Raw genomic sequence first — 17,086 nt, forward strand, 5'->3', positions numbered from 1 at the left:
GCCGCGTTGCAGTAGAATGAAGCCTTACCTGCCATGCCGACAATGAACGCCGATCTCCACTGCCATTCGAATGTTTCCGACGGGTTGCTGCCGCCTGCCGACGTCGCGCGCCGCGCTCATGCCGGCGGCGTGACCCTGTGGGCGCTGACCGACCACGACGAGATCGGCGGCCAGGCAGCGGCGCGCAGCGAAGCGGAAGCGCTCGGCATGCGCTACCTGAGCGGCGTCGAGATTTCGGTCACGTGGGCGTCGCGCACCGTGCACATCGTCGGCCTGAATGTCGATCCCGCGAATCCGGTGCTGGTCGACGGCCTGTACCGCACGCGCCACGGCCGCGCGGCGCGCGCGGTGGCGATCGGCGAGCAGCTCGCCACGCTCGGCATTCCCGGTGCGTACGACGGCGCGTTGAAGTATGTGTCGAATCCCGACCTGATCTCGCGCACGCACTTCGCCCGCTTCCTCGTTGAAAACGGTCACGCCACGTCGACATCCGATGTGTTCGATCGGCTGCTCGGCGACGGCAAGCCCGGATTCGTCCCGCACCGCTGGGCGACGCTGCCCGACGCCGTTGCGTGGATTCGCGCGGCCGGCGGCGAAGCGGTGGTCGCGCATCCGGGCCGCTATCGCTATACGCCCGTCGAATTCGACGCGTTCTTCGGCGAGTTCATCGATCTGGGCGGCCGCGCGATCGAGGTTGTCACGGGCAGCCACACCCCCGACCAGTACCGCGAATACGCGGACGTCGCACGCCGCTTCGGCTTCGAAGCGTCGCGCGGCTCGGATTTCCATGCGCCAGGCGAGGGCCGTGTCGAGCTCGGCAGCCTGCCGCCGTTGCCGCCCGACCTGACACCGGTCTGGGAACGCTGGCTCTGACACCGGGCGGCGGCCTGCCACCTGCGTTGCTGTTGGCCGCGCGCATCCGACTTTTCCCCCTTTACGACCCCCCATGTCCCAGTTCTTCAGGATTCACCCGGATAATCCGCAGCCGCGCCTGATCAAGCAGGCCGTGGAAATCGTCAGCAAGGGCGGCGTGATCGCGATGCCGACCGATTCGAGCTATGCGCTCGCGTGCCATCTCGACGACAAGGACGCGGTCGAGCGCGTGCGCCGGATTCGCGGCCTCGACGAGAAGCAGCACCTGTCGCTGCTCGTGCGCGACCTGTCGGAGCTTGCCAACTTCGCGATGGTCGACAACCGCCAGTACCGGCAGATCAAGTCGGTGACGCCGGGCCCGTACGTCTTCATCCTGCAGGCGACGAAGGAAGTGCCGCGCCGGCTGTCGCACCCGTCGCGCAAGACGATCGGCCTGCGCGTGCCCGATCACGCGATCACGCTCGCGTTGCTCGAATCGCTCGGCCAGCCGCTGCTCGGCACCACGCTGATCCTGCCGCCGGATGATGAGCCACTCAACGATCCCGACGAAATCCGCGAGCGGCTCGAGAAGCAGGTCGACCTCGTGATCGACGGTGGCGCGTGCCCGCGCGAGCCGTCGACGGTGATCGACCTGACCGGCGACGAGCCCGAGCTCGTGCGCGCGGGGCGCGGCGCGCTCGAACCGTTCGGACTCTCGGCCGCGTAAGCGCGCCGTTCCATTTTTTGCGCGAGTGCGCTTGTTACAATAACGCGATATGGATGCTTCCCTGATACAGACCATCGCCGTCTACGCGCTGCCCGTGATCTTCGCGATCACGCTGCACGAGGCCGCGCATGGCTACGCCGCCCGCCTGCTCGGCGACAACACTGCCTACATGATGGGGCGCGTGTCGTTCAACCCGATGCGTCACATCGATCCGCTCGGCACGATCGCGATCCCGCTCGCGATGTATTTCCTGACGGGCGGCGCGTTCCTGTTCGGCTATGCGAAGCCGGTGCCGGTGTCGTTCGGCAACCTGCGCGATCCGCGCTGGGGCAGCCTGTGGGTATCGCTCGCGGGCCCGGCCTGCAACTTCGTGCAGGCGCTGATCTGGGGCGTGCTGACCCTCGTGCTGCCCGCCGTCGGCGTCGACGAGCCGTTCTTCACGCGGATGGCGTTTGCCGGCGTCAGCGCGAACCTCGTGCTCGGCGTGCTGAACCTGTTTCCGTTGCCGCCGCTCGACGGCGGCCGCATCCTGGCGGCGCTGCTGCCGACGAAGCAATCGATCGCGCTGTCGCGCATCGAGCCGTACGGTTTCATCATCGTCCTCGTGCTGGTCGCGACGGGCGTGCTGACGAACTTCTGGCTGCGCCCGCTCGTCAACGTCGGCTATGCCGTCCTGAGCGCCATCCTGTCCCCATTCGCCTCGCTTCTCTAACGACAATCATGTTCCCTGAACGTATTTTCTCCGGCATGCGACCTACCGGGTCGCTGCACCTCGGTCACTACCACGGCGTGCTGAAAAACTGGGTGAAGCTGCAGTCCGAGTACCCGTGCTTCTTCTGCGTCGTCGACTGGCATGCGCTGACGACGCACTACGAGACTCCCGAGGTCATCGAGAAGAACGTGTGGGACGTCCTGATCGACTGGCTCGCATCCGGCATCGATCCGGCGCAGGCCACGCTGTTCATCCAGAGCAAGGTGCCCGAGCACGCCGAACTCGCGCTGCTGCTCGGCATGAGCACGCCGCTCGGCTGGCTCGAACGCGTGCCGACCTACAAGGAGCAGATGGAGAAGCTGAAGGACAAGGACCTGTCGACCTACGGCTTCCTCGGCTATCCGGTGCTGATGGCGGCCGACATCCTGCTGTATCGCGGCTCGCTCGTGCCGGTCGGTGAAGACCAGGTGCCGCACGTCGAGATGACGCGCGAGATCGCGCGCCGCTTCAACTACCTGTACGGCCGCGAGCCGGGTTTCGAGGAGAAGGCGCTCGATGCCGCGAAGAAGCTCGGCGGCAAGCGCGCGAAGCTCTATCACGAGCTGCGCAACGCGTATCAGCAGGAGGGCGACGACGAGGCGCTCGAACAGGCGCGCGCGATGCTGCAGGAATCGCAGAGCCTGTCGATGAGCGACCGCGAGCGCCTGTTCGGCTATCTCGAAGGCGCGCGCAAGATCATCCTGGTCGAGCCGCAGGCGCTGCTGACCGAAGCATCGCGGATGCCGGGCCTCGACGGGCAGAAGATGTCCAAGTCGTACGGCAACACGATCGGCCTGCGGGAAGACGCCGAGACGATCACGAAGAAGGTCCGCACGATGCCGACCGACCCCGCGCGCGTGCGCCGCACCGATCCGGGCGATCCCGACAAGTGCCCGGTGTGGCAGCTGCACCAGGTCTATACGGACGAAGCGACGCATGACTGGGTGCAGAAGGGCTGCCGCTCGGCGGGTATCGGCTGCCTCGACTGCAAGCAGCCGGTCGTCGAAGGCATCCTGCGCGAACAGCAGCCGATGCTCGAGCGCGCGCAAAAGTACATGGACGACCCGTCGCTGCTGCGCGCGATCGTCGCGGACGGTTGCGACAAGGCGCGCAAGTACGCGACGGAAACGATGCGCGACGTGCGTGACGCGATGGGCCTGTCGTACAACTGATCGGCCGCATGAGCGCATCCGTCATTGCCGCCGCGGGCGGCCACGTCGCCCAGGTCGAGCCGTCGCGCTGGGTCGCGCAATGGTCGCGGCTCGTGTCGCCAGGCGGCGCTGTGCTGGATGTGGCCGCGGGCGGCGGCCGCCATGCGCGCTGGTTCGCGTCGCACGGCCATCCGGTCGTCGCACTCGACCGCGACCCGGCCGCACTGGCCGCGTTGCGTTCGATTCCGGGCGTCGATGCCCGTGACGCCGATCTCGAAGGCGCGCCGTGGCCGTTGCCGGCCGGCGAGCAGTTTGCGGCGGTGGTGGTCACGAATTATCTGCACCGTCCGCTCTGGCCCCATCTGCTCGATGCGGTGGCGCCGGGCGGCGTGCTGATCTACGAAACCTTCGCGCAAGGAAACGAAACGGTCGGGAAACCGTCCAACCCCGCGTTCCTGCTCGCCCCGGGCGAGCTGCTGGACGCCGTGCGCGGCCGCCTGCGGGTGGTCGCGTACGAGGACGGGTTCGTCGCCGCGCCGCGCGAGGCATTCGTCCAGCGTCTCTGCGCAGTGCGCGAGGGCGCGACCCCGAAGGCGGGGGCGGGAATTCCACGTTACGAACTGCCCGGCTAATCCGCTACAATCTCAATGTTTACCGGTACATAATCTCATTCGCGTTTCATGGCTAACGGCACCCAAGACGGCATTCAAATCCGCGGCAGCATCCCCGCGATCGTCACCCCGATGCTCGAAGACGGCAGTCTCGACCTGCCGGCGTTTCGCAAACTGATCGACTGGCACATCGCGGAAGGCACCGATGCGCTGGTCGTGGTCGGTACGAGCGGCGAGTCGGCAACGCTCAACGTCGAAGAGCACATCCTGATGATCCGCACGGCGGTCGAGCATGCGGCGAAACGCATCCCGATCATCGCGGGCGCGGGCGGCAACTCGACCGCCGAGGCGATCGAGCTGACGAAGCACGCGAAGGCTGTCGGCGCGGACGCGACGCTGCAGGTCGTGCCGTACTACAACAAGCCGACGCAGGAAGGCATGTACCGTCACTTCAAGACGATCGCCGAAGCGGTCGACCTGCCGGTGATCCTGTACAACGTGCCGGGTCGCACGGTCGCCGACATGGCGAACGAGACGACGCTGCGCCTCGCGGAAGTCCCGGGCATCATCGGCGTGAAGGAAGCGACCGGCAACATCGATCGCGCCGCGCACCTGATCAAGGCCGCGCCGAAGCATTTCGCGATCTACAGCGGCGACGATCCGACCGCGATCGCGCTGATGCTGCTCGGCGGCCACGGCAATATCTCGGTCACGGCGAACGTCGCACCGCGCGCGATGAGCGACCTGTGCCGCGCGGCGCTGGCCGGCGACGTACAGACGGCTCGCGCGCTGCATATGAAGCTGCTGTCGCTGCACAAGAACCTGTTCATCGAAGCGAACCCGATTCCGGTGAAGTGGGCGCTGCAGGCGATGGGCAAGATGCAGGGCGGCATCCGGCTGCCGCTCACGGCGCTCGACGAGCGCTGCCACGAAGCCGTGCGTTCGGCCCTCGTCGAGGCCGGCGTCCTCGCCTGATGCCGAGGCGGCCGCGTCCTGCGGCCGCCGGCTCGAACCCTGATCAACCCGCACCGGCCGGCTCCGTCCGGCGCCGCTCCTGACGAGCGTTCTAGCAAGACGAAGGATTTCATGAAACGTTTCGCCTTTTCCTCTCGCGCCATCCAGATGTCGGTGATGGCGCTGGCGCTGGGCGCGCTCGCCGGCTGCGATACGCTGAACGACTACCTGGCCCCTGACCGGGTCAACTACAAGAACACCGGTTCGGCGCCGCCGCTCGCGGTGCCGAGCGACCTGAAGCCGGTGCCGACGACGCAGCAGTTCGTCGCGCCGCCGAGCAACGCCGGCCTCGGCACGCTGCCGCCGCGGGTCACGACGCAGGCGGGCAACGCGACCGACGGCATCCCGAGCGCGCAGGATCCGCTCGGCATGCACATCGAGCGCGACGGCGACCGCCGCTGGCTCGTCGTCGATGGCCGCACGCCCGAGCAGCTGTGGCCGATCCTGAAGGAGTTCTGGCAGGAGAACGGCTTCTCGCTGAAGACCGATGCGCCGTCGACGGGCATCATGGCCACCGACTGGGCTGAAAACCGCGCGAACATCCCCGACGACTGGTTCCGCCGTACGATCGGCAAGGTCATCGACTTCGCGTACTCGTCCGGCACGCGCGACCGCTTCCGTACGCTCGTGAACCGCACGTCGGACGGCAACACCGATATCTCGATCACGCACAGCGCGATGGAAGAAATGATGGTCGGCCCGCAGGGCGGCACGTCGTCGCGCTGGGAAGAGCGTCCGCGCAACCCGGTGCTCGAAGCCGTATTCCTGTCGAAGCTGATGCAGAAGTTCGGCCTGACCGATGCGCAGGCGAAGCAGCTGCTGACCGATGCCCGTCCGGCGACGGCGCCGGCGCAGGTCAGCGACACGAGCAGCGGCGGGGCGACGCTGCAACTGGCCGAGTCGTTCGATCGCGCATGGCTGCGCGTGGGCCTGGCGCTCGATCGCACCAACTTCGCGGTCGACAATCGTGATCGCGAGAAGGGCGTGTACACCGTGCGCTATGCGAACACGATGGAAGAGCTCAAGCGCGACGGCCTGTTCGGCAAGCTGTTCTATGGCGGTCCGTCGGCCGCGAAGCCGGGCAAGGAGTACCTCGTCAACGTGCGCGCACAGGGCAACGGCAGCACGCTGGTTGCGGTGGTCGGCGCAAACGGCCAGGTCGACAACTCGTCGGACGCTCAGCGGATCATTTCGCTGCTCCACGCGCAGTTGAACTAAGCGCGTGCGATTCTCCAGCCTCGGAAGCGGCAGCGAAGGCAACGCGCTGGTCGTCGAGGCCTCGAGCGGCACGACGACCACCCGCGTGCTGCTCGACTGCGGCTTTTCCGCCAAGGAGGTCGAGCGCCGGCTCGGCCGACTGAATCTCAGCATCGGCGATCTCGATGCGATTCTCATTACCCACGAACACAGCGACCACGTCGGCAGTGCTTTGACGCTCGCCCGCCGCGGATCGCTGCCGCTCTACATGAGCTGGGGTACCGCGCGCGCGGTCGGCGCGGACGAGGCCGATGTCGATCTCCACGTGCTGTGGGGCGACGAGACGGCCGCGATCCGCGATCTGGCCGTGATGCCCTATACCGTCCCTCACGACGCGCGTGAGCCGCTCCAGTTCGTCTTTATGGACGGCGCCAGCCGGCTCGGTGTGCTGACGGACGTCGGGATGGCCACGCCGCACATCACGGCCGTCCTGAGCGGCTGTGACGCGCTGGTGCTCGAATCCAACCACGATACCGCGATGCTGGCCTCGAGCCGCTATCCGCAGTCGCTGAAGGCGCGTATCGGCGGCAACCACGGCCACCTGAGCAATGACGCCGCAGCGGACATCCTCGCGTCGCTGGAGCGCAGCCGCCTCAAGCACCTGGTCGCGGCGCACCTGAGCCAGCAGAACAACCTGCCGGAACTGGTCCGCCAGGCGTTTGGCGGCGTACTGGGGACGAGCGGGGACGACGTGGTCGTGGCCACGCAGGACGCGGGCTTCGACTGGCTGGCGCTCGGATGAGCGGGGCAGGGCCGCTGCGGCGGCCCGGTGCGACTGCCGTCCGATAGACGCAGAAACGGCAGACGTAAAAAAACCGGCCCTCGGGCCGGTTTTTTTTCAGCTGACGCTGAGGCTTACTGGCTTGCGCCCGAAGCCGGAGCAGCCGTCGCTGCCGAAGCAGCCGACGCCACTGCAGCAGCAGCGTCGCTCGCAGCAGCCGTTGCCGACGAAGCAGCAGCCGAAGCGTCGCTCGCAGCACCAGCAACTGCCGAAGCAGCCGACGAAGCAGCAGCCGCCGCGTCGCTTGCAGCCGACGAAGCAGCTTGATCAGCGCTCTTGTTGCAAGCAGCCAGTGCAACAGCAGCCAACAGGGAAGCTACGAGGAGGGATTTCTTCATGATCACGTCCTTTTATGGTTAAAGGTAAGCAACAGCGCGAAACAATACCGGTAATGTGCTCCAACACCGACCTGGGCCGCTGGTGGAGATGCACTTCTTAGAGCGTGAATCTTCCCTACGGCTTGGGCGGAAATTATATGCACTTTCCTATCGACCGTCGACAAATGCGGGGTCAATACGTTGTCTTTCCCATACAGAATTTGATCCGTACGGGCATACGGGGCGACTCACACTAAATCCGGTTTCCGACCCGTATCCAGCCCGCACGATACCACTCGTGCAACAAGGCTGTCATCGAGGGAACCCGGGATAGTGTTACAAACCGTTTCGCCTCCATCTGGCGTTGATTGGCCAGTTCGGGCAGCCATTCGCTGGCCTGCTCGAGCGGTCCTTCTTCACCATTAATGAAGTACGAGCGCGCGTTATACATCAATGCGGCCCTTCTGTCGAGACACACGCCACGGCGTGACGCTTGCGTGACGAACGCGGCCTCGGACAGCGGGCGCGCGGGCGGGTCGAAAACGACGTTCGGCTTGGGCTCGCTCAGGTAGCAGCCGAGGAATTCGGCGACGTCCCGCTTGCGCCAGCGGATCGCGTCCACGATCTCGGCCACGCGTTCGACCATCGCCGGAGGCAGCTGGGCGGGTGTGTCGACGGCCGGCTGCTTCGGATCGCGGTAAAGATCATCGCCGCAACCGTCGCGCAGGCCGCCACGCTCCGCGAGATAGTACAGGAACTGGGCGCCCAGCTCGCCGGCGGACGGGGCCCGGAAGCCGATCGAGCAGGTCATGCATTCGCCTTCGGCGACGCCATCGTGCGCGATGTGCGGCGGCAGGTAGAGCATGTCGCCGGGTTCCAGCACCCATTCGTCGCTCGGCTCGAAATTTTCGAGGATCTTCAGCGGCACGTCCGGTTGCAGCGACAGGTCTTTCTGCGCACCGACGCGCCAGCGGCGCCGGCCTTCGACTTGCAGCAGGAATACGTCATACGAATCGAAGTGCGGACCGACGCCGCCGCCGTCCGTCGCATAGGAGATCATCAGGTCGTCCAGACGCGCATCGGGGATGAAGCGGAAGCGGTCGAGCAGTGCGCGCGCGGCATCGACGTGCAGGTCGAGCCCCTGCACGAGGAGGGTCCAGGCCTTGCGCGTGACGGCCGGCAGCGAGCCGGGCTCGAACGGGCCCTGCTCCAGTTGCCACTTGTTACGAAAATGGGTGATCAGTCGCGATTCCGCGTCATAGTCCGCTGCGAGCTCGAACAACGCGTCGCGCGAGACCGGCGACGCGACGCCGGGGATGGCCTGGCGGATCAGGAGCGGCTTCTTCTGCCAGTAGCCGCGCATGAATTGCGCCGGCGTAAGACCGCCGAGCAGCGGTGTGGGAAGATCGGAAGGCGGCGCGCCGAACGGGGCGGCAGCGGCATCCCGCGGTTCGGCTTGAGACCGGTTGCGCATCGTATAATGAGATTTGTATTTGGGAGAATTGGATGAAAATCGCAAAAAACACCGTCGTGTCGGTCACTTACAAGCTGTCCGATGCACAGGGCAATCTGATCGAGGAAAGCGACGAGCCGATGGTCTATCTGCACGGCGGCTATGATGGCACGTTCCCCAAGATCGAGGAACAGCTCGACGGCCATGAGCCGGGCTACGAGGCGCAGGTTCAGCTCGAGCCGCAGGACGCGTTCGGCGACTACGATCCCGAACTCGTGAAGATCGAGCCGCGCGACCGTTTTCCCGAGCCGCTCGAAGTGGGCATGCAGTTCGAAGGCACGCCGGAAGACGGCGACGAGGAAGTCGATTCGCTGATCTACACGGTCACCGACGTCGCCGAAGACAAGGTCGTGCTCGACGGCAATCACCCGCTGGCCGGCATGGCGCTGCGTTTCGCGCTCACCGTGAAGGACGTTCGCGAAGCCACCGAAGACGAAATCGAGCATGAGCACGCACATGGTGCGGAAGGGCTCGAGATCGTCGACGAGGACGACGACGAAGACGGCGAAGCGCCGTCAGGGCGTACCCTGCACTGAGCTCGCAGGCAGGCCGGGTGCCGGCCCCGACGCAGGGGCGGGCGCCGGCCACGACGCGCCACCCGGTGCGGCGCCGTCACCCTGCAATGGCGGTGCGACCGACGACGAGTCGGGCAGCGCCGGCAACGCAGGGATTTCCGGCATCTGCGGCAGCGGCACGTCGTCACGCGGCACGAGCGGCAGCGCGGGTGGCACGGGCAGGTTCTTCGGCACCTCCTGCAAGCTCACGTTGAAGATCGTCTGCCGTGCCGGCGACACGCTCACCTTGACCCACTGATTCGTCGGCTGGCGCGGTCCGATCGCGACGCGCGTCACGTTACCCACCAGTTCACCGTCGTCTGCGCGCAGCGGGCGGTCGATCAGAAAACCGTTCGCAAGCGGCTCATTGCTCGCGTGCATCACGAGTATCGGGCCGCGGAACGTCGCCGCCGCCTTCACCAGCGTTCGTTTCAGCTCACGGAAGCCGTCGCGCACACGCGGCCGGTTGAAACGCAGCCAAGCGAAACGTTCCGCGCGTTCATAGCGTTCGAACTGCGGATCGCCTTCGAACATCACCACCATCGCACGTGCCTCACGCCGCTTCGCGTATTCGGCCGCGTGGTCGATCCAGAAACCGTTCGCGATGATGCGGTCCTCGAATTCGCCGTTGCGGCCGCCAGCCGTCAGGTAATGGTTGTTCGGCGCCGGCGCGTTGAGCGCGACGTAGACGATGTCGTCGCGCATCCAGCGGGCGTTCTCCCGATACGGTCGGAACCGTGCGACTTCGCTTTCCCGCGTGATCTGCAGCGCGCCGCGGTCGGGCAGTGCCGAATCGGCGAGCAGCGTCTGCCGCAGGAAGTCGAGCCGCTCGACCGGATCGTAGCCGCCGCCGGCCGCGGTGTTGCACGTTACCCAGTCGTCGTGGCCGGGAATGAACACGAGCGGCACGCGTGCCGCATCCAGGATCGCGCCCCGCTGCGAATACAGTGCATCGCGGCACGCTTCCTTCGAACCCTTGAGATCGCCCGCATAGACGACGAACGCGAGGTTGCGCTCGCGCGCGATCGCATCGAGCAGCCGCTGGGCGGCCGGTTCGTCGCCAGGGGCGTTGATCACGCCCGACACGACCGCGAACGAGTAGGGCGTGGTGCTGCGCTTCGGCGGCGCGGCCAGCGCGGTGGCCTGCGCGAGCGCGAGCGCCGCCGCGACGAGCATGGCGGCCGTGCGAGCCGGCAGGCCGCACAGGATGCGCTTACGCGTGTCTGTCGACATCGTGCGACCGGACCAGCGTGCGCAGTTCGTACAGCAGGTCGAGCGCCTCGCGCGGCTTGAGATCGTCGGGATCGATGTCGCGCAGTTTTTCGAGCGCCGGATGCGGTGTGTCGGGCAGCGCCGGCGCGTCTGCGCATTCCAGATCGTCGGCGGCCGCCGGCGGCGCGCTGAACAGGTCGAGCTGCGGCGTGTGCTGCGACGCCGACTGCTGTTCGAGATACGCGAGGTGCTTGCGCGCGGCGCGGATCACGGGTGCCGGAACGCCTGCGAGCTGCGCGACTTGCAGGCCGTAGCTCTGGTTGGCTGGGCCTTCGTTGACCGCGTGCAGGAACACGATGCCGTGGCCGTGCTCGACGGCCGACAGGTGGACGTTGGCCGCTTGAGGGAATTCGGCCGGCAGTTGCGTCAGCTCGAAGTAGTGCGTCGCGAACAGCGTGTAGCACGCGTTGTGCGCCAGCAGGTGGCGCGCGATGGCCCACGCGAGCGCGAGGCCGTCGAACGTCGACGTGCCGCGGCCGATCTCGTCCATCAGCACGAGGCTTTGCGGCGTCGCGTCGTTGAGGATCGCTGCAGCTTCGGTCATCTCGACCATGAACGTCGAGCGGCCGCCCGCGAGATCGTCCGCCGCGCCGATCCGTGTGAAGATCCGGTCGATGGGGCCGAAGCATGCCGACTTGGCCGGCACGTAGCTGCCGACGTACGCCATCAGCGCGATCAATGCGGTCTGCCGCATGAACGTCGACTTACCGCCCATGTTCGGGCCGGTGATCAGCAGCAGCTTGCGCTCGGTGCCGAAGCGGCAGTCGTTCGCGATGAACTGTTCGACCTGCGCTTCGACGACCGGGTGGCGGCCCTGTTCGATTTCGATGCCGATTTCGTCGGTGAAGGTCGGTGCGACCCAGTCGAGCGCGCGGGCGCGTTCGGCGAATGCGGCGAGCAGGTCGAGCTCGGCGAGCGCCGATGCGACGCGCTGGCACTCCGGGATGAACGGCAGCAGCGCCTGCAGCACCGCGTCGTACAGCGCGCGCTCGCGCGCCAGAGCGCGTTCCTGCGCGGACAGCGCCTTGTCCTCGAAGGTCTTCAGTTCGGGCGTGATATAGCGCTCGGCATTCTTCAGTGTCTGGCGCCGGCGGTAGTCGTCGGGCACCTTGTCGGTCTGGCCGCGCGTGACCTCGATGTAGAAGCCGTGCACCTTGTTGTATTCGACGCGCAGGTTCGCGATGCCGGTGCGCGTGCGCTCGCGCGCTTCGAGATCGATCAGGAACTGCCCGCAGTTCTCCGAGATGTCGCGCAACTCGTCGAGCTCGGCGTCGTAGCCGCGCGCGATGACGCCGCCGTCGCGCACCATCGCGGCCGGCTCGGGCGCAATCGCGCTGGTCAGCAGGTCGAGACATTCGGCAGGCGGTGCGAGTGCTGCGTCGACGCGGGTGAGTGCATCCGCGTTCGCGACGATCGCGCTGATGCGCTCGCGCAGTGCCGGCAGCGCGGCGAACGTGTCGCGCAGGCTCGACAGGTCGCGCGGGCGCGCGGACAGCAGCGCGAGACGCCCGGTGATCCGTTCGACGTCGGCGATCTGGCGCAGCGCGCTGCGCAGCGCATCGAGGCTTGCGTTTGCCGGTGCATCGAGCAATGCACCGATTGCCTGCTGGCGCGACTGCGCGGCGACCGACGCGCGCGGCGGGTGATGCAGCCAGTGCCGCAGCAGGCGGCTGCCCATCGTCGTGCAGCACGTGTCGAGCAGCGAATACAGCGTCGGCGACTCGGTGCCGCGCAACGTCTCGGTCAGTTCGAGGTTGCGGCGCGTGGCCGGATCGAGACCGATGTACTCCGTTTCGTTCTCGACCTTCAGGCTGCGCACGTGTCGCAGTTGCTGGCCCTGCGTGGCGGCCGCATAGAGCAGCAGCGCGCCGGCTGCGCCGCACGCGCTCGTGAGCGAATGCGCACCGAAACCGTCGAGGCTCGCGACATCGAGCTGGTCGCACAGGCGCTGCGTGCCCGACGCGATGTCGAAGTGCCATGCCGGTACGCGCTTGCTTGCGCCCGCGCTGGCCGGCACGGCATCGGTCGCGCCGTCCGGCGTCAGGATCTCGGCCGGCCGGATGCGTTCGAGCGCGGCCGCGAGCTGGTCGGGTTCGATTTCGGCGAGCCGCAGTGCGCCGCTGGCGAGGTTCAGCCATGCAAGGCCGACGTTCACCGCGACGCCGCGCTTGTTGTGGCCCGTGCACATCGCGAGCAGGTAGACGTCGTTCTTGTCGGACAGCAGCGCGGCATCGGTCAGCGTGCCGGGCGTGACGACGCGCACGACCTTGCGCTCGACGGGGCCCTTCGACGTGGCGGGATCGCCGATCTGCTCGCAGATCGCGACCGATTCGCCCATCTTCACGAGCTTCGCAAGATACTGCTCGACCGCGTGATGCGGTACGCCGGCCATCTTGATCGGCGTGCCGGCGGTGGCACCGCGTTGCGTGAGGGTCAGGTCGAGCAGGCGTGCGGCTTTCTCCGCGTCTTCGAAGAACAGCTCGTAGAAGTCGCCCATCCGGTAGAAGACAAGCGTGTCGGGATGGTCGGCCTTGATGCGCAGGTACTGCTGCATCATTGGAGTGTGGCCGGCGAAGGCGTCGGGCGACAGCGTGGTCATAAGTCAGGCGTGAAGTTGTTGCTTTGGTTGCCCGAGTTTACCAGTGGCTTCACGTGCGAGCGCGAAGTTGGCCGTTTGGCCAGGTGCAGGACGAATCGGCAGTGCCCAGGGGCCTGTCCTAGCTCGCAGGCGGTAGCGCTGCAGGCACGACCCGCCACGTAGTGCTAACCCCGACACGCCAGTTGCGGTCGACAGGCTAGATTGTGACTGTACGGGTTCGTTGATCGGATATCGGACGTTCTGTCCATTTCCTCGATATGTCGACCGGAGATCGCTACGCGAACGAATCGACCTACCGTGTCATTTTCGGGGTTGTCATGATCTGCTGACCGTGACGGAGGACATATGGCGCATTCCTTGTACGAATTGCTTAGCAGCCTCGACGAACGCCGCCTCTTTTATACATTGGGCCGACATCGCCCGGACACCATTCTGGTCTCGATAACTGTGCCAGGTGAGCGTATCGAGATCGACGTCTTCGACGATGGACATATGGAAATGTCGCGTTTTTCCGGAGACGAGAGTGTAATTGACGACCCACAAATAATTTTAAAGGCTATCGAGGAGGCGTCCGAGTGAACGGGTTTGGTCATGAGACGCAAAGCGCCCACTTTCCGTCGGTCGATGCCGCAACCTTCCAAGCGACACGTCGCTACTTCGCAATTTGGCTTGTCGCCATTTTCTACTCGTCAACGGCGCTCGCCGGGCCCAACGTTTGCACTTCAGACCAAACTCTGAGGGCCGAGGCTGTTTCTGATGCCGCCACGTTGTGGATGCAGTTGCATCGACAATTTCGAAAGTTCGCAAACTGTGACGATGGGGCAGTCGCTGAAGGGTTCAGCGAATCAAACTCTCTTTTGCTCGCAGATCACTGGGGCACTATTCAGCAGTTGGAACCCGTGATCGCGTCGGCCCCAGCTTTCCGCACATTCATTGTTCGGCATGTTGACGCTACAGTCCCGGCAGAACGGTTGCGGCGGATCGCCCGGAATGCGGACAAACAATGTCCTGGAACTCTGAAGGACTTTTGCCGAGAGATTCAAGCAGCGGCCGAGAAGTAAGTCAATTAACATCGAAATGCATGTGAAGCGTGATCAATAGCGTGTCGGTCCCGAACAGCCTGAGCGTAGGTCTTGGGGTGACGGGTGCAGGTGCTGCGGTGGGTGGCGTGACCGGGGAAAGTTGCTTTGGCTGCCCGAGTTTACCAGTGGGCCGGACGCGACAGCGCGAAGTTCGCCGTCTGGCCGGTTGATACTGATGGTAAGCGCCAACTATGTGGAAATATCTAGTTGCGCTGGGACCATATGAAAAGCGCTAGTCCCATTAAGATGAGTATGATGCCATTCGCGACGATGGCCGGTCTTGCATATTTTGTTTTGAAAATGAAAGAGTAAAATCCAAACAAATTCATCCAGGGGTGGCGCTCACGATAATCAACAAATAACGATGGTCGAGCTGCTTTGATGATACCAATTATTATGCACGCTCCCCCAAAGATGCCTGCTGCAAGTCTCTCGTTCATCTCATGCCTTTCCTCAATTGCACACTGAAGGGCGGTTGTAACTCGTATTCTCGCTGCGTACTTGAGATGCTTCCCCGAAGGCGATCTCATATCGTCGCCCTGTCTTGCTCCGTGTGCTACTGGTGATAGCACGCAACCCGAGTCGGCCCCTATTTGGGTTTATCGATGATCCAGCTGTCGATGTTGAAGCGTGTAGCGCGTGCGACCGTTTGCCAATTTAGCTGGCGTAACTTGCAGCGTAGATTTTTGATCTTTTCCTTGTCAGATAATGCGCAGGTACTGCTGCATCATTGGAGTGGTGGGTGCAGGTGCTGCGGGGGCTGCATGCTCATGTGACCGGGAACAGTTGCCTTGGCTGCCTGAGTTTACCAGCGGGCCGGACGCACCCGCGCGAAGTTCACCGTTTGGCCAGTTGGCGGTATCGAGAGTCCGCGGCGACCAGTGTTCCTGTCCCAGTTGCGCGTTGCGCAACGCGAATTCGTGGGCTTAGCGCTGTTGGCATACCCCGTGACATAGTGCTAACCCCGACACGCCAGTTGGGGTAGGCCGACTAGATTATGACTGTTTGGGTTCGTTGATCGCCAGGGACGCATCCGGGCGCGGTGCGCCTCTTGAAAATTGTCAATCACGGTTCAGTGAGGCTACAAATGAGACCAGAGTCACGCGCAAATGCTTACGCGATCATGGGTCTGGGATCTATCTTGCTGGGTAGCTATGCATTGGAGCGCGCTATTGTGTACTTTGGCATCACTGGTGATTCAGTAGGAGGAATAGCGTTTGGCGGCGCGGGTATTTGTTTATTCGGTATTGCGGTTGCCCACACCTACATGGCAATTGGATACAGATTTGGTCGCCTTGAAGCAGTCGAAGGAAGCCTGGAAAGTGCGACCTTGAAAGCAGGGGCGGGTGTTGTTGCTAAGGCGGTTAAAATTCGTTTCTTGCGAAGGCCGGATGCTAAAAATTCGATTTCAGAACAAGGCACTCGCTTCATCTTCTTCATCGGTAATGGCCGACCGTGGGTCTGTCCAGAGTCTAGGTTCTTGATGGACTGAGCTAACGGCTCCTCAAAACAGCAGGCGTTAGTCTTGGCGTAGGTTTTTGCGCTGACCCTTGTCAGATAAGCTGCAGGTACTGCTGCGTCATTGGAGTGACCCGTGCAGGTGCTACGGTGGGTTGCATGCTCAAGTGACCGGGAAGAGTTGCTTTGGTTGCCCGAGTTTACAGCGGGCCGAACGCGCCTGCGCGGAGTTCACCGTTTGGCTAGTTTCGGGTGTTGAGAATTGGCAGCGACTGGGGGCATGGGCTTAGCGCTGCGCGACACAACCCACAACGTAGTACTTACCCAGGCACGCCAGTTGCGGGCGATAGTCTAGACTGCGTCTGTATGGGTTTGGAGATTGCACGGAAGACATCAGAGGAGATGGGTGCTGTTCTACGGCATGTCGACTGCTGTAAGCGACCATCAGTAACCCCACTAGAGCGGGGCTAGCAATGCGACTGCGTACAAAGGCGACGCTTTTCTACTTGGCAGCCACAGCGATACCACTTGGCGTTGCCGCGCCCCTTGTTATTTTCCTGCCGCCGTCGACCAAAGCATTGGCGGCGATCGTTTTTCTTGTGATTGCAGTGTGTTTGTCGGTGGCTCAGCTTGCTGTTCTAGTCTGCCCGCATTGTCGATCACTTGCCATTCTTACGCCACGCGGCACCTGGACTCCTTGGGTTGGTTCTAAGTGCCGCTATTGTCATAAGCCTTATTAGAAGCGTCCATGGGCGTAGGTCTTGGCGTAGGTTTGTGCGCTGCGCCTTATCTGATATGGCGCAGGTACTGCTGCATCATTGGGGTGACGGTTGCAGGTGCTACTGAGGGTTGCGTGCTCATGTGACCGGGAAAGGTTGCTGGGTCGGGCGCGCGAGCGCGAAGTTCGTCTTTCGGCTAGGTGTCCGCGGCACGACCGGCTTTGCTGGCTAGAAGCGACCGTTGGACCTACGGTCCTAGAATGCCGATAATCGAGACACGAATCCATAGGCACCGTGCAAATGACCTTTCCCCTCTGAAGTATCCCACTGTAAAGTTAGTGGCAAGGCCGCAGGAGAAACCTTGTCATGAAGAAATCGCGGTTCAGTGAAGAGCAGATTATCGGGGTGCTGAAGGAAGCCGATGCAGG

At 64.2% G+C, this 17,086-nt stretch carries 16 protein-coding genes and 1 pseudogene; 11 read left to right on the forward strand and 6 right to left on the reverse strand.

Annotated features, from left to right (window positions below):
- Positions 1-42: 42 nt before the first annotated feature.
- From G3N98_RS24475 to G3N98_RS24510, 8 genes are all read left to right on the forward strand, one after another.
- A complete protein-coding gene (locus G3N98_RS24475) occupies positions 43-873 on the forward strand; it encodes a 3',5'-nucleoside bisphosphate phosphatase (RefSeq protein WP_179255063.1) in 831 nt (276 codons plus the stop codon).
- Between the two features lie 73 nt (positions 874-946).
- Complete coding sequence (locus G3N98_RS24480) at positions 947-1,579, forward strand: L-threonylcarbamoyladenylate synthase (RefSeq protein ID WP_089473141.1); 633 nt, start codon at positions 947-949, stop codon at positions 1,577-1,579.
- 49 nt (positions 1,580-1,628) lie between these two features.
- Positions 1,629-2,291, forward strand: a complete 663-nt coding sequence (locus G3N98_RS24485; RefSeq protein WP_069248339.1) for a site-2 protease family protein — start codon at positions 1,629-1,631, stop codon at positions 2,289-2,291.
- Positions 2,292-2,299: 8 nt separating this feature from the next.
- Positions 2,300-3,502 (forward strand): tryptophan--tRNA ligase, encoded by a 1,203-nt coding sequence (locus G3N98_RS24490; protein ID WP_011352534.1) that lies wholly within the window; start codon positions 2,300-2,302, stop codon positions 3,500-3,502.
- 8 nt (positions 3,503-3,510) lie between these two features.
- Positions 3,511-4,113 carry a class I SAM-dependent methyltransferase gene (locus G3N98_RS24495; RefSeq protein ID WP_206149444.1) on the forward strand — a complete coding sequence of 201 codons (603 nt, stop codon included), beginning with the start codon at positions 3,511-3,513 and terminating at the stop codon, positions 4,111-4,113.
- Positions 4,114-4,161: 48 nt separating this feature from the next.
- Positions 4,162-5,067 (forward strand): 4-hydroxy-tetrahydrodipicolinate synthase, encoded by a 906-nt coding sequence (dapA, locus tag G3N98_RS24500; protein ID WP_011352532.1) that lies wholly within the window; start codon positions 4,162-4,164, stop codon positions 5,065-5,067.
- Between the two features lie 111 nt (positions 5,068-5,178).
- The gene (gene bamC, locus G3N98_RS24505) at positions 5,179-6,324 is read left to right on the forward strand and encodes an outer membrane protein assembly factor BamC (protein ID WP_089425741.1); all 1,146 of its coding nucleotides are present in this window, start codon (positions 5,179-5,181) and stop codon (positions 6,322-6,324) included.
- Between the two features lie 4 nt (positions 6,325-6,328).
- On the forward strand, positions 6,329-7,105 hold the full coding sequence (locus G3N98_RS24510; RefSeq protein WP_089473139.1) for an MBL fold metallo-hydrolase: 777 nt from the start codon (positions 6,329-6,331) through the stop codon (positions 7,103-7,105).
- 113 nt (positions 7,106-7,218) lie between these two features.
- Here G3N98_RS24510 and G3N98_RS24515 read toward each other — a convergent pair whose 3' ends face one another.
- From G3N98_RS24515 to G3N98_RS24520, 3 genes and pseudogenes are all read right to left on the reverse strand, one after another.
- Positions 7,219-7,482 (reverse strand): hypothetical protein, encoded by a 264-nt coding sequence (locus tag G3N98_RS24515; protein WP_021162672.1) that lies wholly within the window; start codon positions 7,480-7,482, stop codon positions 7,219-7,221.
- Positions 7,412-7,658, reverse strand: a pseudogene (locus tag G3N98_RS40375) (hypothetical protein). The gene G3N98_RS24515 and the pseudogene G3N98_RS40375 overlap by 71 nt, the downstream one beginning before the upstream one ends.
- A gap of 56 nt (positions 7,659-7,714) precedes the next feature.
- Positions 7,715-8,935 carry a cupin domain-containing protein gene (locus tag G3N98_RS24520; protein ID WP_089495146.1) on the reverse strand — a complete coding sequence of 407 codons (1,221 nt, stop codon included), beginning with the start codon at positions 8,933-8,935 and terminating at the stop codon, positions 7,715-7,717.
- A gap of 32 nt (positions 8,936-8,967) precedes the next feature.
- On the opposite strand from G3N98_RS24520, the gene G3N98_RS24525 reads away from it, so the two are divergent.
- Positions 8,968-9,510, forward strand: a complete 543-nt coding sequence (locus tag G3N98_RS24525; protein ID WP_059554208.1) for a peptidylprolyl isomerase — start codon at positions 8,968-8,970, stop codon at positions 9,508-9,510.
- Here the strand turns inward: G3N98_RS24525 and G3N98_RS24530 are convergent.
- Positions 9,490-10,761: a hypothetical protein gene (locus G3N98_RS24530; RefSeq protein ID WP_206149445.1), complete on the reverse strand. Its 1,272-nt coding sequence runs from the start codon at positions 10,759-10,761 to the stop codon at positions 9,490-9,492. The two genes, G3N98_RS24525 and G3N98_RS24530, sit on opposite strands and share 21 nt — an antisense overlap.
- A complete protein-coding gene (gene mutS, locus G3N98_RS24535; protein ID WP_206149446.1) occupies positions 10,742-13,399 on the reverse strand; it encodes a DNA mismatch repair protein MutS in 2,658 nt (885 codons plus the stop codon). Before mutS ends, G3N98_RS24530 begins: the two co-directional genes overlap by 20 nt.
- A gap of 345 nt (positions 13,400-13,744) precedes the next feature.
- Between mutS and G3N98_RS24540 the strand changes: the two genes are divergently transcribed.
- Positions 13,745-13,978 carry a hypothetical protein gene (locus G3N98_RS24540; protein WP_124585940.1) on the forward strand — a complete coding sequence of 78 codons (234 nt, stop codon included), beginning with the start codon at positions 13,745-13,747 and terminating at the stop codon, positions 13,976-13,978.
- A 706-nt stretch (positions 13,979-14,684) separates the two neighbouring features.
- On the opposite strand, the gene G3N98_RS24545 is transcribed toward G3N98_RS24540, so the two are convergent.
- Complete coding sequence (locus G3N98_RS24545) at positions 14,685-14,921, reverse strand: hypothetical protein (protein ID WP_124586159.1); 237 nt, start codon at positions 14,919-14,921, stop codon at positions 14,685-14,687.
- Between the two features lie 611 nt (positions 14,922-15,532).
- On the opposite strand from G3N98_RS24545, the gene G3N98_RS24550 reads away from it, so the two are divergent.
- Positions 15,533-15,973, forward strand: coding sequence for a hypothetical protein (locus G3N98_RS24550; protein WP_206149447.1), 441 nt, complete (start codon positions 15,533-15,535; stop codon positions 15,971-15,973).
- Positions 15,974-17,086: the final 1,113 nt, after the last annotated feature.

Source organism: Burkholderia sp. Tr-20390, assembly GCF_017104595.1.
GTDB lineage: Bacteria > Pseudomonadota > Gammaproteobacteria > Burkholderiales > Burkholderiaceae > Burkholderia.

What these genes read in the sequence shown, in the direction of transcription:
- G3N98_RS24475 (WP_179255063.1), top strand. Translation starts at nt 43, where the DNA reads ATGAACGCCGATCTCCACTGCCATTCGAATGTTTCCGACGGGTTGCTG.
- G3N98_RS24480 (WP_089473141.1), top strand. Translation starts at nt 947, where the DNA reads ATGTCCCAGTTCTTCAGGATTCACCCGGATAATCCGCAGCCGCGCCTG.
- G3N98_RS24485 (WP_069248339.1), top strand. Translation starts at nt 1,629, where the DNA reads ATGGATGCTTCCCTGATACAGACCATCGCCGTCTACGCGCTGCCCGTG.
- G3N98_RS24490 (WP_011352534.1), top strand. Translation starts at nt 2,300, where the DNA reads ATGTTCCCTGAACGTATTTTCTCCGGCATGCGACCTACCGGGTCGCTG.
- G3N98_RS24495 (WP_206149444.1), top strand. Translation starts at nt 3,511, where the DNA reads ATGAGCGCATCCGTCATTGCCGCCGCGGGCGGCCACGTCGCCCAGGTC.
- dapA (WP_011352532.1), top strand. Translation starts at nt 4,162, where the DNA reads ATGGCTAACGGCACCCAAGACGGCATTCAAATCCGCGGCAGCATCCCC.
- bamC (WP_089425741.1), top strand. Translation starts at nt 5,179, where the DNA reads ATGAAACGTTTCGCCTTTTCCTCTCGCGCCATCCAGATGTCGGTGATG.
- G3N98_RS24515 (WP_021162672.1), bottom strand. Translation starts at nt 7,482, where the DNA reads ATGAAGAAATCCCTCCTCGTAGCTTCCCTGTTGGCTGCTGTTGCACTG.
- G3N98_RS24520 (WP_089495146.1), bottom strand. Translation starts at nt 8,935, where the DNA reads ATGCGCAACCGGTCTCAAGCCGAACCGCGGGATGCCGCTGCCGCCCCG.
- G3N98_RS24525 (WP_059554208.1), top strand. Translation starts at nt 8,968, where the DNA reads ATGAAAATCGCAAAAAACACCGTCGTGTCGGTCACTTACAAGCTGTCC.
- G3N98_RS24530 (WP_206149445.1), bottom strand. Translation starts at nt 10,761, where the DNA reads ATGTCGACAGACACGCGTAAGCGCATCCTGTGCGGCCTGCCGGCTCGC.
- mutS (WP_206149446.1), bottom strand. Translation starts at nt 13,399, where the DNA reads ATGACCACGCTGTCGCCCGACGCCTTCGCCGGCCACACTCCAATGATG.
- G3N98_RS24540 (WP_124585940.1), top strand. Translation starts at nt 13,745, where the DNA reads ATGGCGCATTCCTTGTACGAATTGCTTAGCAGCCTCGACGAACGCCGC.
- G3N98_RS24545 (WP_124586159.1), bottom strand. Translation starts at nt 14,921, where the DNA reads ATGAACGAGAGACTTGCAGCAGGCATCTTTGGGGGAGCGTGCATAATA.